The organism is Crystallibacter permensis (genome assembly GCF_025960875.1).
Taxonomy (GTDB): domain Bacteria; phylum Actinomycetota; class Actinomycetes; order Actinomycetales; family Micrococcaceae; genus Crystallibacter; species Crystallibacter permensis.
Genome location: NZ_JAODLR010000010.1, coordinates 31,331 through 45,669, shown reverse-complemented (window position 1 = coordinate 45,669; position 14,339 = coordinate 31,331). Strand labels below are relative to the sequence as shown.

Sequence of the window (14,339 nt, the reverse complement as noted above, 5' to 3'; positions counted from 1 at the left end):
GGAGACCTTGGCGTTTCTGTCAACGCCTACCCCTTTGGGAGCATCCTCATGCAGGTCACACCTATGATCTGGTTCATTACGATTGCCGTGACGATCCTGTTCTTCGTCTACGAGTTTTTCGCCCACGTGCGTAAACCCCACGAGCCGTCCATCGCGGAATCGGCGCGCTGGTCCGCGTTCTACATCGGACTCGCACTGCTGTTCGGGGTGGGGATCGGTACGGTGTCGGGATGGACGTTCGGCGGTGAGTACTTCGCCGGTTACCTCACCGAGAAGGCACTATCGATCGACAACCTGTTCGTCTTCCTCATCGTGATGGCCGGATTCGCAGTCCCGAAGAAGTACCAGCAGAAGGTGCTGATGATCGGGATCATCATCGCCCTGATCCTGCGCGGCGGGTTCATCGCCATCGGAGCGACCCTGATCGAGAACTTCTCCTGGGTTTTCTATATCTTTGGTGGCCTGCTGCTCGTCCTGGCCTACCGGCAGGCGTTCAGCAGTCACGAGGCCAATCCGGCTAACGGTAGGTTCATGACACTCGTGCGTCGGGTCCTGCCCGTCACTGATGAGTATCACCAGGACAAGCTCACCGTGCGGCAGGGCGGGAAGCGCTTCGTCACGCCGATGTTGCTTACCATCATCGCGATCGGATTTGTGGATCTCGTCTTCGCCGTCGACTCGATCCCCGCGATCTACGGCCTGACCAACGAGGCCTACATCGTCTTCACCGCCAACGCGTTCGCGCTGATGGGTCTGCGTCAGTTGTTCTTCCTCATCGGAGGACTGCTCGAACGTCTGGTCTACCTCGCCCAGGGACTGGCCGTCATCCTCGGCTTCATCGGTGTGAAACTTGTCTTCCACGCCCTGCACGTCAACGAGCTCCCCTTCATCAACGGCGGGGAACCGCTCCTCTGGGTGCCCGAGATTCCCATCTGGTTCTCGCTGCTCTTCATCGCCGCCACCATCGTCGTAGCGACCGCCGCGAGTCTGCTCAAGACCCGCGGTAACGAGAAGAAGGACGGTCGCGGACTGGTCCATGGCGAACCCGTGATCACCACCGACCCGCACGACCGGGACGAGAATTCCGGGGTCGATGAGAAGACGATATCCACTGCAGACACGTCCAGGTAGTTATCCCACCGGCAGCTGTGAAAGGGGAGCCCTGAGGCTCCCGCCGTTCGGATTCACGGCCGCAGCCGGCGGTCAGGGGGCCGGCCTGGTCGCTCCCGGGACGACATCAGGTTCCGCAGCTTTGCAGGAGTCCGAGGCCGCTGCGGCCGATGCTGCTTTCCCCGCTGGTCCCGTGCCCGCGACCGCCGGAGTGATCCCCGTCCTGGTCACCGTCATCGCCGTGGTGTGCGCCGGCGGCTCGCCGGCAACCGGCCCTCCTGACCGGGTGCGGGGAACCGGCGCCAGTGCCGGTTCCCCGCAAAGGCACCCGGCGGACACGCGGTTTCCCCTGCGGTTGCGGCGTCGATGTTGCTAGCGGCAGCTCGCCGCGGATGGCGGCAGGGTCCGCCGGCTGCCTTCGTGCTCAACCAACGCACGGTGGTCGACGCTTTTACGGCATCACGGATGTACGGACCAGCCGCTGGGGTACCGCATTGAGCAGACAATCTTGGGGAGGGGCGGCTGGATGTTCGCGGGCTGTCCAGCTGAAAAGCGGAACAGAGTGACCTCCCCCTAGGGCAGTGCTTTCCGGCTGGGTCTGCTCTTTGCGTCCGTGGGGCATGCGATGGCAAAATTATGCTGTCCACGGCAATCAGGCCGCGGACGTTTTCTGTCTTTTGATCTTTGAGAGGATCTGATGTCCACTCCCGGTGACAGTCCGGGGCATAGTCCATGCCCCCTGCTGATGCTCGAATGTGCTCCGAGAACCGCAGCAGGGGGTGTTTCTAAATGGAATTAGTCTCGATCCTGGGTGGTCTGCTGCTGATCGCCGGTTGCGGCTTGTTCGTCGCGGCCGAGTTCTCCCTGATTACGGTGAACCGCAACGCGGTCAGGGATGCCGCCGACGCCGGTGACAAGAAGTCCGTGGGCGTGTTGAAGGCGATGAACACGCTTTCCACCCAGCTTTCCGGTGCCCAGTTGGGTATCACGTTGACGAACCTGGGTATCGGCTTCATTGCCGAGCCTGCCATCGCATCCCTGGTGCTGGGGCCTTTGATGGATGCCGGTCTTGCTGAGGCTGCGGCCCGGTCCGTGTCCGTCGCTATCGCGTTGGTTTTGGCGACCGTGTTGACCATGGTGTTTGGCGAGCTCGTGCCGAAAAACCTTGCCATAGCGAGACCGCTGGCTACCGCGCGGGCTGTTTCCGGCTTTCAGCGTGGATTCAGTGCTGTGACTAAGCCGCTGCTGGTGTTCTTCAACGGCACGGCTAACAAGCTGGTCCGGGCGGTAGGCGTGGAGCCGCAGGAGGAACTTGCCTCGGCCCGGTCCGCGGAGGAACTGGCCGTCCTGGTGCGGCACTCCGCCCGCCAGGGTGTACTGCCCGAGGAGACGGCCGAACTGGTCCGCCGGTCGTTTGCGTTCGGTGCCCGCCGCGGCCACGACGCCATGACGCCGCGGACGAGGATCGTTGCCGTGGCCCCGGAGCAGAACGTCCAGGAAATGCTTGACGTTGCAGCGGCCACCGGCCACTCCCGCTTCCCGGTGATGGAGCCCGGTTCCCACCATGTGCGCGGGGTCGTGCACATCCGGCGCGGTCTTGCCGTCCCTTTCGGGTATCGCGGTGACCTCGCGGTCGGCGAAATCATGGACGGGCCCACCCTCATCCCGGACACCGTGGAACTTGATGACCTGATGGACACGCTTCGGGCCGGCGGCCTGCAGATGGCAGTCCTGATCGACGAAACCGGAGACGTCGCCGGGCTGATCACGCTGGAGGACCTGGTTGAGGAACTTGTCGGCGAAGTCACGGACGAACACGACCCCGATGACGACACGAGCGAGCGGCTGCCCTTCGGGGTGTGGCGGCTCGACGGCGCCCTGCGCCCGGACGAGGCCACCGGGATTCTGGGCCACACCATTCCCGAAGGCACCGAGTACGACACGCTCGCCGGCCTGTTCACCCTTCACCTGGGCCGCCTCGCCGAGGCCGGAGACACCGTCGAGCTGGTGACCGAAGGCTCGCACGATCACCCTCCGGCCAGGATCGGGCTGCGCGTGGAGGAGATGGACGGGGCCCGGATCGCGAAGATCCTGGCCACCGCCAAACCCCTGGCCACCGACGGAGAGGAACGCTAAATGGACGCCACCGGAATCATCCTGACCATCGTCCTGCTCGTGGCGAACTTCTTCTTCGTCGGAGCCGAATTCTCCCTGATCGCCGCACGGCGCAGCATTGTCGAACCCCGGGCCGAACAAGGCGGCCGGGGCGCCAAAATGACCTTATGGGCCATTGAGAACGTCTCGCTCATGATGGCCGGCGCGCAGTTGGGCATCACCGTCTGCTCCCTGGCCCTGGGCTATGTCACCAAGCCGATGGTCGTCCACGCCCTGGAGGGTCCCTTCAATACCTGGGGGATTCCGGCAGGGCTGATCGACCCGATCGCCTACGCCATCGCCTTGAGCGTGGTGACGTTCCTGCACGTGGTGCTCGGCGAAATGGTGCCGAAAAACATTGCGCTGGCCGGGCCCGAGCGGATGGCTTTCATCCTGGGGCCGGTCCTGGTCGTCGTGGTGCGGATGCTGCAGCCGTTGCTGTGGTGCATGAATGCCATCGGCAACGCCATCCTGCGGCTGTTCAAGGTCGAGCCAAAGAACGAGGTCGCCAGCACGTTCACCCGTGACGAGGTCGCCGGATTGGTCGAGGAATCACGTGAAGGCGGGCTCCTCGATAAGCAGGACGAACGGCTCCTGCTCGGCGCGCTGACCTTCGAAGAACGCTCGGTCGAAAGCATCGTGATCCCGCTGAGCAAGGTCACCACCCTGCCGGCCGGGTGCACCCCGGAGCAGATTGAACAGGTTGCCGCCAACGGTTTCTCACGGTTCCCTGTCCAGGCACCCTCCGGCGCCTTGGACGGCTACGTGCACGTCAAAGACCTGCTCGGACTGGCGGCAGCGGACAGGAACAAGCCGCTGCCGGCCAGCCTGGTCCGTGACCTGCCGAGGCTGAACCTGAACGACGCCCTGCGGTCCTCGCTGCACCGCATGCAGCGTGAAGGGGCGCACCTTGCACTGGCCATCGACGAAACAGGACACCCTTACGGCATCGTGACCCTCGAAGACATGCTCGAAGAACTCGTTGGCCAGATCCGCGACGACAGCCGAAGCACCAGCCGCACCTAAAACCACAGCAGCAGGCTGCAGTGGCGAAGTACCCGAGTCAGCACCGCGGCCGCACCTGAAGCGGCCGCGGTGTACCCGTGACGCTGGCAGGCCCGACGGTTGTGACCGGACCGGTTCCCAACGGATCCCGCGGATCTTTCCGACCCCGACCCAGCAAGACGGGGTCTGTGCGCCGTTATCGGAGCTTTCCGGTGCTTGACTCTTGAAGAAGCCCGGCATGTTCCTCCGGTTTTACCCGGGATTACCTGTCCTCGCATTGGGTTTCCATGCGGCCGCGGCTGTTCGATGGCCGCGTGGAAGCCGCACTTTTAGGTGCGCGGCATGGCCGGTGCCGGGAGGTAGACCTTGCCGCCGGATTCCAGGAATTCGACGGACTTGGCGTTCATGCCTGCGATGGCTTCCTGCTCGCTGGCGCTGCCGAACTGGTCGCGGATGTCCTGGGAGATCCTCATGGAGCAGAACTTCGGCCCGCACATGGAGCAGAAATGCGCGGTCTTGGCCGGTTCGGCCGGCAGGGTCTCGTCGTGGAACGCTTCGGCTGTGACCGGGTCCAGAGACAGGGCGAACTGGTCACGCCACCGGAACTCGAAGCGTGCCTTGGACAGTGCGTCATCGCGCTCCCGGGCGCCAGGGTGCCCTTTAGCGAGGTCCGCGGCGTGGGCGGCGATCTTGTAGGTGATGACGCCGGTCTTGACGTCGTCTTTGTTGGGCAGGCCAAGGTGTTCCTTGGGCGTGACGTAGCAGAGCATCGCCGTGCCGTAGCGGGCGATCTCGGTGGCGCCGATGGCAGATGTGATGTGGTCGTATCCGGGAGCGACGTCGGTGACCAGCGGGCCGAGAGTGTAGAAGGGAGCTCCGTCGCACAGTTCCTGTTGGCGTTCCACATTCTCGCGGACCTGATGGAACGGGATGTGGCCGGGGCCTTCCACCATGACCTGCACGTCGTACTGCCAGGCGCGCTTGGTCAGTTCGGCGAGGGTGTCCAGCTCCGCGAACTGCGCGGCGTCGTTGGCATCGGCTACCGAACCCGGACGGAGTCCGTCGCCTAAGGAGAAGGCGACGTCGTAGCGGGCGAAGATTTCGCAGAGTTCGTCGAAGTGGGTGTAGAGGAAGTTCTCCCGGTGGTGCGCCAGGCACCAGCCGGCCATGATGGAACCGCCGCGGGAGACGATGCCGGTGACCCGCTCGGCTGTCAGCGGTACATAGCGCAGCAGCACTCCGGCGTGGATGGTCATGTAGTCAACGCCTTGCTCGCACTGTTCGATCACGGTGTCGCGGAAGATCTCCCAGGTCAGGGCGTTGGCCTCGCCGTTGACCTTCTCCAGCGCCTGGTAGATCGGGACGGTCCCGATCGGTACCGGGGAGTTGCGGATGATCCATTCCCGCGTGGTGTGGATGTCGTCGCCGGTGGACAGGTCCATCACCGTGTCGGCGCCCCACCGGGTCGCCCACTGCAGTTTGTCCACCTCCTCAGCGATCGAGCTGGTCACGGCCGAGTTGCCGATGTTCGCGTTGATTTTGACCAGGAAGGCCTTGCCGATGATCATCGGTTCGGACTCGGGGTGGTTGATGCTGGCCGGAATGATCGCCCGCCCCGATGCGAGCTCCGAGCGGACAAGCTCGACGTCGCAGTTCTCGCGCAGGGCGACGAACCTCATCTCCTCGGTGATGATGCCGTTGCGTGCGTAGTGCATCTGGGTCACGGTCCGGCCGCCGGCGGCGCGGCGCGGCTTGGGTTTTGTACCTCGCCATTCGGTCGAAGCGGCTCCGCGGCGGACCGCCGCGCGGCCGTCGTCGAGCAGGTCGCGGCCCCGCCCACCGTAGCTTTCGGTATCGGCCCGTCCGGCAATCCAGGCTTCCCGGAGCGGCGGGAGGCCGACCACCGGATCGCTGCCGGGGCCGGCGGTGCGGTAGACCTGCAGGGACGGATTCGGCTGCCCGCCGGGGGAGTCGTCCAGCGCGATCGCGGTCACCGGAACCCGGATTTCCGGGTCAGCTCCCGAGACATACTGAAGCGAGTGGGCAGGATGGAACGAATCGTTCATGATTGATCTTCACTTCCTTCGCCGGCATTACCCGGACAGGTTCGACGGTCGCAGGCTGCATCAGCCCGATCTCAGCCCCTGCAACAGGGCTCCCGTGTGGATACACACGAGGATAGCAGCGGCAGGCCTACCGACAGAAACAAGCCCGTGCCTACGCCGTAGGAGTCCGCACCAAGACCGCTGCCTCTATTCCGGCCCTGCCTGATTCCGAACGGTCACGCATGCTGCCAACGCCTTCCGGGCAGGACCGCTCCTGAACACGGCATTTGACGGGTCCTGTTGGTGCGAGCAGGTATCTGCCAGCTGATGCTCATGCCCGGTGAAAAAGCGTGATCTGGGATCCTGCAGAATGTGCGGCGGGAGACGGGGTAAAAGGCGTCATGACGCTTGCTCGGCGAGTAGTGGGAACTGCTGACCGCGGATGCGCCCGCCCTTCCGCCGGTCGTTGGGGGGCGGCGCCGTTAGACGGCGTCCAGGGTGAAACCGCATCTACAGCCGAGGGAATCCTTAAGTGCCGGATGACGAGCTTGGTCAGGTGCTTGCCAACGCCGGCCGGGCAGAAAGGGCAGCCACGGGTCAACCAGTGGCCCGTGTGTGCAGCCACACCCTGGCCGACGGCGCACACCACGCCCGACGAACCGCACCGGAACCAGCCTGAAAGCGTCATATGCGCTGTGATCGGCGCTTTCTATTTTTTGCGGCGCCGCCACCACACTTTGCGGCTATTTGGTGATCTATTCAGACAGGTATTCCCTGTTGGGCATCCCGCATAGGGGCAGTACTCAACTCGGTTTTAGGGACTGACCTTGAGCTTGAGGTCCGTGACGCCGCGGCCGACGCGCCCGATTATGCTGCTGCCTGGGTCGGCTCTGCTGGTCCTGGGCGGGTCCCGCTGCTGTGGAGACCATCCAGAAGGTCAGGGCGGGAGTAATCAGGCCATTGCTCCGTCCGCACCACGTAGATGGAAGGGTGGTCCGGCCGGATGAAGCGCAAACCGGCCGGACCCAGACTCCCCGTGCCCTGAAAAATCGTGTGGCATGCGCTGGGGACAGCCTCAGCCAGCTTATGGGGAGCCGTACACGACACGCTAGAGGCAGAAAAAGTTGCCCTTGCAGGCTGTGCAGCTGAAGGAGGGTGGGCTGGTGCCCGGATGGGGTGCGGCGGGACAAACCGCGCGCGGCTGAACCGGCTCTTGAACGCCGGCCGGGCGGCATGCCGGGGTTGCGCTGATTCCCCCAGACGTCCGTACGGTGGCGCTGCATGGTTTCATGGGCGCTGAGGATTTGCATAATGATTAAGTGGGGAAAATTATTCGCACTATTTAGGAGTCGTCCGGCATGGCGCAGCAGATCAAGATCGTTCTGGTTTCGGACTTGGGCGGCGGGCCGGCCGACGAAACCGTGCAATTCGGACTTGACGGCATCAACTACGAAATCGATCTGTCCGCCGATGAGGCCGCCGCTATACGCAACGTACTGCACCAGTACATCAGGGCCGGGCGCAAGGTCACTGCGGCTGCTTCCAGGCAGCGGACTTCCCGTTCCGCGCCGGCAGCAAACAGGCGGGATGAGACCCGGAAGATCCGTGAATGGGCGAAAGGTAAGGGCTTTCAGGTTCCCGGGCGGGGCCGGATATCAGCCGAAATCGTCGACGCCTACCAAAAGGCCGTGGCCTGAGCCCTACGATGACTACTCTTGCAGGTCATTCAGGATTTCCACCGGCCTATGAATCCAAGTAGACGGTGAGCCCACGGACATCAGTACACCGGTTACCTATCCCGAACAGTGCGGGGCGAAGCCGGCAGACGACGTCAGCCATGACTTCCTCCGCGGTCCGCTGGCGACCGTACCGGGTTCTCTTCGAAACTGGTTTCGGGCAGGGGAGCAATTGCCGGAGGCATGACACGCAGCTGACTTGGCGCCACTTCCTAGGCCGACGTATGCCGTTGTCGGCGTTAGGGCGTAGCTTGGGGAATCACGGGCGGAGGCCGCGTGTACGCCGGGACCAGGGGAGAGCCCTACAGTGTTCCGTCTATCCGCCAGGGACCAGGGTTTTGCGCAGCGGGCAGGCAGGGACAGCGTAGCGGCAGGTGAGCGCGGCCAGTGCCAGTGCGGCGGCGGTGATGGCGAGGATGAGGTTGGCCGGTTCGGGGAGTTCCTGGACGAGGACGAAGACGCCCATGGCCAGGACGAAGATGCCGAAGCCTTTGCGCAGGGCTGCTTCGGGGATGCGGCCGGCGAGGCGGGATCCGGCGACGGAGCCGGCGATCGCGGCTGCGGTGACTGCGGCGACGAGGCCCCAGTCGAGGCTGACGGTGGTGAGGTAGCCGCCGAGTCCGGCGAAGGATTTCAGGGCGATGACGACCAGTGAGGTGCCGACGGCGACGGGCATGGCGAGGCCGCCGAGGAGGGCGAGGGCCGGGACGATGAGGAAGCCGCCGCCGGCGCCGACGAGTCCGGTGACCAGGCCGACGGCGAGGCCTTCGAGGATGACTTTGAGGACGGGCAGTTCGTTGTTGTGGGTAGTAGCGGTTTTGTTTTTGCGGCCGCGGATCATGGCGATGGAGGTGGCGACCATCATGAGGGCGAAGGCAATCATGAGGATGGTGCCGGGGATGTGCCCGCCGAGCAGCCCGCCGGCGAAGGCTCCGGCCATGCCTGCGGCGCCGAAGACCAGGCCGGTGCGCCATTTGACCCGGCCGTTGCGGGCGTGGGTGATGGCGCTGACTGCCGAGGTCGCGCCGACGACGAACAGGGAGGCGGCGATGGCTTCCTTGGGGTCGAGGCCTGCGACGTAGGTGAGGATGGGGACGGTGAGGATGGAGCCTCCGCCGCCGAGCAGGCCGAGGGAGAGTCCGATGACGACGGAGAGCAGCAGGGTGGCCGTGAGGGCGAGGCTCATGTGGTCTGTCCTTCTCTTGTTGGGTCGGGCAGGTCGTCAGCGGACGGGCAGGCCCGCGGCCTGCCAGGCGGTCATGCCGCCGGTCATCGTGTCGGCGGTATAGCCGGCGGCGTTGAGGGCGTCGGCGACGCGGGCGCTGCGGTTGCCGCTGCGGCAGACCACGATGACGGGGCGGGCGCGGTCGAGTTCGGACAGTCGGGCGTTGAGCTCGCCCATGGGGATGTGCAGGGCATCGGGGATCATGCCCCCGGCGGTTTCGAAGTCCTCGCGGACGTCGAGGATCTGGTCGCGGCTGCGGCGGTCGTTGGTGTCCTGGATGGTGGTCTCGGCCATGACGGCTCCTTCGAATGTATTGGATGGGGTGGTTCCCGCCCGGTGTGGGGCCAGGGCGGGAACTGGCTCAGGGGAGGGGGGTCAGGCGGCAGTTGCGGGCAGCTGCCGGATGGCGCTGTCGGCGGTGGGCTCGGCTGCGGTCTTGTTCCACGGCATCCTGGCCAGGGCCTTGCCCATGGCGCAGGTGTTCGTCGCCGCAGAGAAGGTCAGGCCGGTGCCGATGGCACCGGCAAGCAGGCGCAGCCTGGGGGAGACGAACCTGCCGGCCAACAGGCCGCCGACGACGAGGGAGCCGGCCGCCATGCGGACCTGGCGTTCGAGGTCCCAGCGCTGGGCGCCACGGACAACGTCGCCGCCGGCGGCAGCGAAGCCGGGTACACCGCCGGTGAGCACGCGGGCCGAACCGATCCCTGCAGTGTTCAGGCGCTGGCGGGCCTGTTCGGCGCGGACGCCGGACTGGCAGACCAGGACCACCCGGGCGCCGAGGCGTTCGGCCAGTTCGTCGGTGTGTTCGGAAAGCAAAGGCAGCGGCACGTTGTAGGAGCCGCGGATGTGCATGGACTCGAACTCGGCGGCAGAACGGACGTCGATCACGATCAGGTCTTCGTGCCGGTCCATCCAGTCGCGCAGGGTCTGCGGGTCGAGGGCGGTCACGGTGGAAGTCTCGGAAGCCAAAAGGGGGTTCCTTTCAAGGGAGGCGGATGTGTCGCCATAAGTCTGCCACATACCCGTGGGGGTATGCAAGACACCCGTGGGGGTATAGAATGGAGCAAGACTTCCAGCCCCTTTGCCAAGGAGAACATCATGCAGCTCGACAGCACCGAACTCACCCCGGTCATCAACCGGCTCAAGCGCGCCCAGGGCCAGCTTGCCGCGGTGACGCGCATGCTGCAGGAAGGCCGCGACTGCAAGGACGTGGTCACCCAGCTCGCCGCCGTGTCGAAGGCGCTGGACCGGGCCGGGTTCGCGATTATTTCCACCGGCCTGGAGCAGTGCCTGGCCAAGCAGGACAACTCCATGGACAAGAAGGAACTCGAAAAGCTCTTCCTCTCCCTGGCCTGACCTCGGCAGGCAGGCAGGCAGGCCGGCAGGCCGGCATGGGGGGGGCCCCGCGCAACGGATTGCGCGGGGCCGTTTTTTGCGTGCGCGGGGGTTCGTGGTGTTGGTGTGCCGGGGTTTATCCGGTGCGGGGCGGGAGCGTCTCGTACATCCTGGCTCCCACGGCTGCTGCGGTGGCCGCGCTGAGGACCGCCGCTGCCCAGACGGCGGCGTTCAGCCCCAGCAGGTCAGCGGTGATGCCGCCGAGGACGGCGCCGACGGCGTAGCCGAGGTCGCGCCAGACCCGGTAGATCCCGACCGCCCGGCCGCGCCACGCGGGATGGGCGACGTCGCCGACGACGGCGAGCAGGGTCGGGTAGACCATCGCCGTGCCGGCGCCCAGCAGCACCGTTCCGGCGGCCCAGCCGGCGAAGCCGCTTGAAGCCGCGATGACGGCGAGGGCGGCGGCCTGCAGTGCCATGCCTGCGGTGATCAGGTGCTTCCTGCCGATGCGGTCCGACAGCGCGCCGGTGACCAGCTGGCCCGCTCCCCAGACGCCGGGGTAGAGCGCGAACAGCAGGCCAATCTGCACCGCCGGCAGGCCGGCGGTGGCGAAAAGCAGCGGGAACAGGCCCCAGGACAGGCCGAAGTTAAGGTTGTTGACCAGCCCGGCCAGACTGGCCGAGGACAGGGCCGGTTCCCGCAGGCTGGCCTGGACCAGGATCTGCCGGCCGGTCAGGTCCTGATGCAGGTGGTCGTGGATCCCGTCCGGGCGCGGAACGTGGGTCCCTGATTCCAGGCCTGCGTGGCCGCGTGTTTCCCGGACGAAGATCCCGGAGAGCAGCAGCGCCAACGCCGTATAGAAGAGTCCGAGCAGGAACGGGGCCGGGCGCAGACCGTACTGCCCGGCCAGGTAGCCGGCCAGCAGGGAGGATGCGGCCACGGCGCCGTAGCCGGCCGCCTCGTTCAGCCCCATGGCCAGGCCTCGCTGCCTAGGTCCCACGAGGTCGATCTTCATGACGACGGTGGTGGACCAGGTCAGGCCCTGGTTGATGCCCAGCAGCACGTTGGCGGCAATGACCCAGCCCCAGTCCGGGGCGAAGATCAGCAGCAGCGGCACCGGCACCGCGAACAGCCAGCCGACCAGCAGCACCGGTTTGCGCCCGTAGCGGTCCGAGAGCATGCCGGCGAAGTAGTTGGCGATCGCCTTCGTCACGCCGAAGGCCGCCACGTAGGTGAAGATGAAGGTGAACCCGGTCAGGCCGAAGTCTTCGGTGGCCAGCAGCGGCAGGACGGTCTGTTGCTGGCCCACCATGCCGCCGACCAGTGCGTTCACGGCCACCAGCAGACTGAACTGGGCCGCGTTGGCCCGCAGGCCAAGGGCAGGCACGGCCTTCCTGGGGTGTCTGGCCATTCGGTTGCCTCCACAAGGGTGAGGTGATCATAACGCCGAAACGGGCCCGCACATTCGTGCGGACCCGTCCGGATTGGGCGTGCAGCGGTCAGCGGGCCGGGGCGCTCTCCCGGGAGTTCTGCCAGTTCTCCCAGGCGGCGTAGCTGCCGTCGAGTTCGACGACGTTGTAGCCCGCGCGGCGCAGGGTGCTGGCGGCGACGGAGTTGCGGACCCCGCTCTGGCAGTACGTCACGATGGTGCCGTCGGCCGGAAGCCGGTCCAGGTTCCAGAGCACGCGGCCGGCGCTGAGCTGCCCGGAGCCGGGAATGTGCCCGGCGGTGTGTTCGGTCTTGTTCCGCACGTCCAGGACGAGGGCGGCGTCGAAGCCGGCGAGTTCCTTAGGCCGGATCAGGGCCGGAACCGTGATGGGCAGCCCGTCCAGGCCCGTGGTGTAGCCGGCAACATTGTCGATGCCCACGCGTACGAGGTGGTCCCGCATGTCCTGTGCGGCGTCCTGGTCGGGTGCGAGCAGGACCAGCGGACGGTCGTCGGTCTCCGGGTCGTAGGCCCAGGCGCCGAAGCTGGCGGCCTTGTTGCCGGCCGGGATATTCAGGGCGCCGGCCACCGTTCCTTCATGGACCAGCCCGTGGGGCCGGGTGTCGACGAAGGTCGCCTTGCCGGCGGCCAAGTCCGCGGCGACGGCCTGGTTATCCAGCTCGGGCAGGGGTGCGCGTTCGCCCAGGACCTCCGGGCCGAGCCGGTTCTGGCGCTTCATCCGGCCGAAGTAGGCGTGCGCGTCGGGCTGGCCGTCGAGCAGTTCATCGATGAAGCCCTGCTCGTCGTTGGCTTCAAGGTACTTGCCCCACCACGCGTACAGCCGCTCATAGCCGACGGTCGTGGACGGGATGGCGCCCAGGGCCTTGCCGCAGGCACTGCCGGAACCATGGCCCGGGTAGACCTGGACGTGGTCCGGCAACGCCAGGAACTTGGTCCGCAGGCTGGCGAAGAGCTGCTTAGCGCCCTCGAAGCGGGTGTCGATGCCCCCGGCGGCCTCGTCCAGCAGGTCCGGCCGTCCCAGGTCGCCGGCGAAGACGAAGTCGCCGGAGAGCAGGTAGCCGGGCTGGTCACTGAACGCCCCGTCGGTCACCAGGAAGGACAGGTGCTCGGGGGTGTGGCCGGGGGTGTGCAGGGCCTGGACCGTGATGTTTCCGATCGAGATGGCATCACCGTCGTGCAGGCGTTCGGCGTCAAACCCGTACTGCCAGTCTGCCCCGCCTTCACCGGAAACGTAAATACTGGCGCCGGTGGCCGCGGCCAGTTCGCGGGTGCCGGAGAGGTAGTCGGCATGGATGTGGGTTTCGGTCACGGCCACGATCTTCATCCCGTTGGCCTTGGCCAGGTCGATGTAAACACCGATGTCGCGGCGGGCATCGACCACCACGGCCTCGCCCTTGCGCTGGCAGCCGATGAAGTAGCCGGCCTGGGCCAGGTCCTCGTCATAGATCCGCTCGAGCAGCATATCGTCTCCTTCTGATCGCTCTTAGTACCCCGGGGGGTATTACTTTCGAGTACAACGATAATACCTGTGGGGGTATGCGCGCAAGTCCCGTTCCACTCCGACGCCATACCCAAGGGGGTATGTAGAATGGTGAGTGCCGCACGCAAGCGGCGACGAACCGAGACGTGATGGAGGAACGTGTATGTGCCGGACGGCGACATGCCAGAAATGTTCGAAGGCGACGTGGGCAGGCTGCGGCAACCATGTCGAACAGGTGATGCGCAACGTTCCGCAGTCCCGCCGCTGCACCTGTGTAACCGCTGCCGGCCGGCAGCCGGGCGCCGGGTTCGGCTGGCTCAGGAAGCTGTTCGGCCGTTAGGCCGCAGGCGCATGTTAAGGTGACGCGCATGGAAACACCTGATTTGATCCTGCACCTCGCCGGTCCGGGGGCGCAGCCCTTTCCCGACCTTGCCGCAGCCCTGCGCGTCGCGGGCAACGCCCGGGCGGAACTGCCGGGCGTGCGCCTTGAAGTCGTCGTCCAGGGTCCGGTTGTCGCGCAGCTTGCCGGCGACGCGCACAATGCCGCGGAAGCTTCCGCCCTCGCGGCCGAAGACGGCGTGACAATAACCGCTTGCCGCAACAGCCTGCGCTCGGCAGGAATCGACGAAGCCTCCCTGGCGGCCGGAGTTGCCGTCGTTCCCGCAGCCGTCGCCCACCTGGCCCGGCGTCAGTTCAACGGTGCCGCCTACATCCGCATCTAGGCGGGAATTGCGCCGGCCCCTGTCCGACCGGCGGCACGGGGGCCGGTACGTGAAAAGCCCGGCAGGCCGGTTCCGTCCGG

The 14,339-nt window shown here is 66.0% G+C and carries 12 protein-coding genes and 1 riboswitch; of the genes, 6 read left to right on the top strand and 6 right to left on the bottom strand.

What is annotated here, in order from left to right; all coding sequences use genetic code 11:
* Positions 1-48: 48 nt before the first annotated feature.
* The 3 genes from B0G38_RS12800 (at position 49) to B0G38_RS12790 (ending at position 4,290) form a co-directional block, all read left to right on the top strand.
* Positions 49-1,131, top strand: a complete 1,083-nt coding sequence (locus B0G38_RS12800) for a TerC family protein (protein WP_264669821.1) — start codon at positions 49-51, stop codon at positions 1,129-1,131.
* A 768-nt stretch (positions 1,132-1,899) separates the two neighbouring features.
* A complete protein-coding gene (locus tag B0G38_RS12795; protein WP_264669820.1) occupies positions 1,900-3,246 on the top strand; it encodes a hemolysin family protein in 1,347 nt (448 codons plus the stop codon).
* The gene (locus B0G38_RS12790) at positions 3,247-4,290 is read left to right on the top strand and encodes a hemolysin family protein (RefSeq protein ID WP_264669819.1); all 1,044 of its coding nucleotides are present in this window, start codon (positions 3,247-3,249) and stop codon (positions 4,288-4,290) included. It abuts the gene before it with no gap.
* Positions 4,291-4,598: 308 nt separating this feature from the next.
* Here the strand turns inward: B0G38_RS12790 and thiC are convergent, their stop codons facing one another.
* The gene (gene thiC / locus B0G38_RS12785; RefSeq protein ID WP_264669818.1) at positions 4,599-6,335 is read right to left on the bottom strand and encodes a phosphomethylpyrimidine synthase ThiC; all 1,737 of its coding nucleotides are present in this window, start codon (positions 6,333-6,335) and stop codon (positions 4,599-4,601) included.
* Positions 6,332-6,441, bottom strand: a riboswitch (TPP riboswitch). Its footprint overlaps the gene before it by 4 nt.
* A gap of 1,231 nt (positions 6,442-7,672) precedes the next feature.
* Between thiC and B0G38_RS12780 the strand changes: the two genes are divergently transcribed.
* Positions 7,673-8,011, top strand: coding sequence for a histone-like nucleoid-structuring protein Lsr2 (locus B0G38_RS12780; RefSeq protein ID WP_264669817.1), 339 nt, complete (start codon positions 7,673-7,675; stop codon positions 8,009-8,011).
* A 355-nt stretch (positions 8,012-8,366) separates the two neighbouring features.
* Here the strand turns inward: B0G38_RS12780 and B0G38_RS12775 are convergent, their stop codons facing one another.
* The 3 genes from B0G38_RS12775 to B0G38_RS12765 all read right to left on the bottom strand — a co-directional run bounded on the left by B0G38_RS12775 (position 8,367) and on the right by B0G38_RS12765 (position 10,295).
* A complete protein-coding gene (locus B0G38_RS12775) occupies positions 8,367-9,236 on the bottom strand; it encodes a sulfite exporter TauE/SafE family protein (protein WP_264669816.1) in 870 nt (289 codons plus the stop codon).
* Positions 9,237-9,272: 36 nt separating this feature from the next.
* Positions 9,273-9,569: a rhodanese-like domain-containing protein gene (locus B0G38_RS12770; RefSeq protein WP_264669815.1), complete on the bottom strand. Its 297-nt coding sequence runs from the start codon at positions 9,567-9,569 to the stop codon at positions 9,273-9,275.
* 81 nt (positions 9,570-9,650) lie between these two features.
* Entirely contained in the window at positions 9,651-10,295 is a 645-nt protein-coding gene (locus B0G38_RS12765) for a rhodanese-like domain-containing protein (RefSeq protein ID WP_264669814.1), read from the bottom strand.
* Positions 10,296-10,373: 78 nt separating this feature from the next.
* Between B0G38_RS12765 and B0G38_RS12760 the strand changes: the two genes are divergently transcribed.
* Positions 10,374-10,631: a metal-sensitive transcriptional regulator gene (locus B0G38_RS12760; protein WP_264669813.1), complete on the top strand. Its 258-nt coding sequence runs from the start codon at positions 10,374-10,376 to the stop codon at positions 10,629-10,631.
* A 115-nt stretch (positions 10,632-10,746) separates the two neighbouring features.
* On the opposite strand, the gene B0G38_RS12755 is transcribed toward B0G38_RS12760, so the two are convergent.
* A complete protein-coding gene (locus B0G38_RS12755) occupies positions 10,747-12,021 on the bottom strand; it encodes an MFS transporter (RefSeq protein ID WP_264669812.1) in 1,275 nt (424 codons plus the stop codon).
* Between the two features lie 88 nt (positions 12,022-12,109).
* A complete protein-coding gene (locus B0G38_RS12750; protein WP_264669811.1) occupies positions 12,110-13,519 on the bottom strand; it encodes an MBL fold metallo-hydrolase in 1,410 nt (469 codons plus the stop codon).
* 386 nt (positions 13,520-13,905) lie between these two features.
* Between B0G38_RS12750 and B0G38_RS12745 the strand changes: the two genes are divergently transcribed.
* Positions 13,906-14,259 carry a DsrE family protein gene (locus B0G38_RS12745; RefSeq protein WP_264669810.1) on the top strand — a complete coding sequence of 118 codons (354 nt, stop codon included), beginning with the start codon at positions 13,906-13,908 and terminating at the stop codon, positions 14,257-14,259.
* Positions 14,260-14,339: the final 80 nt, after the last annotated feature.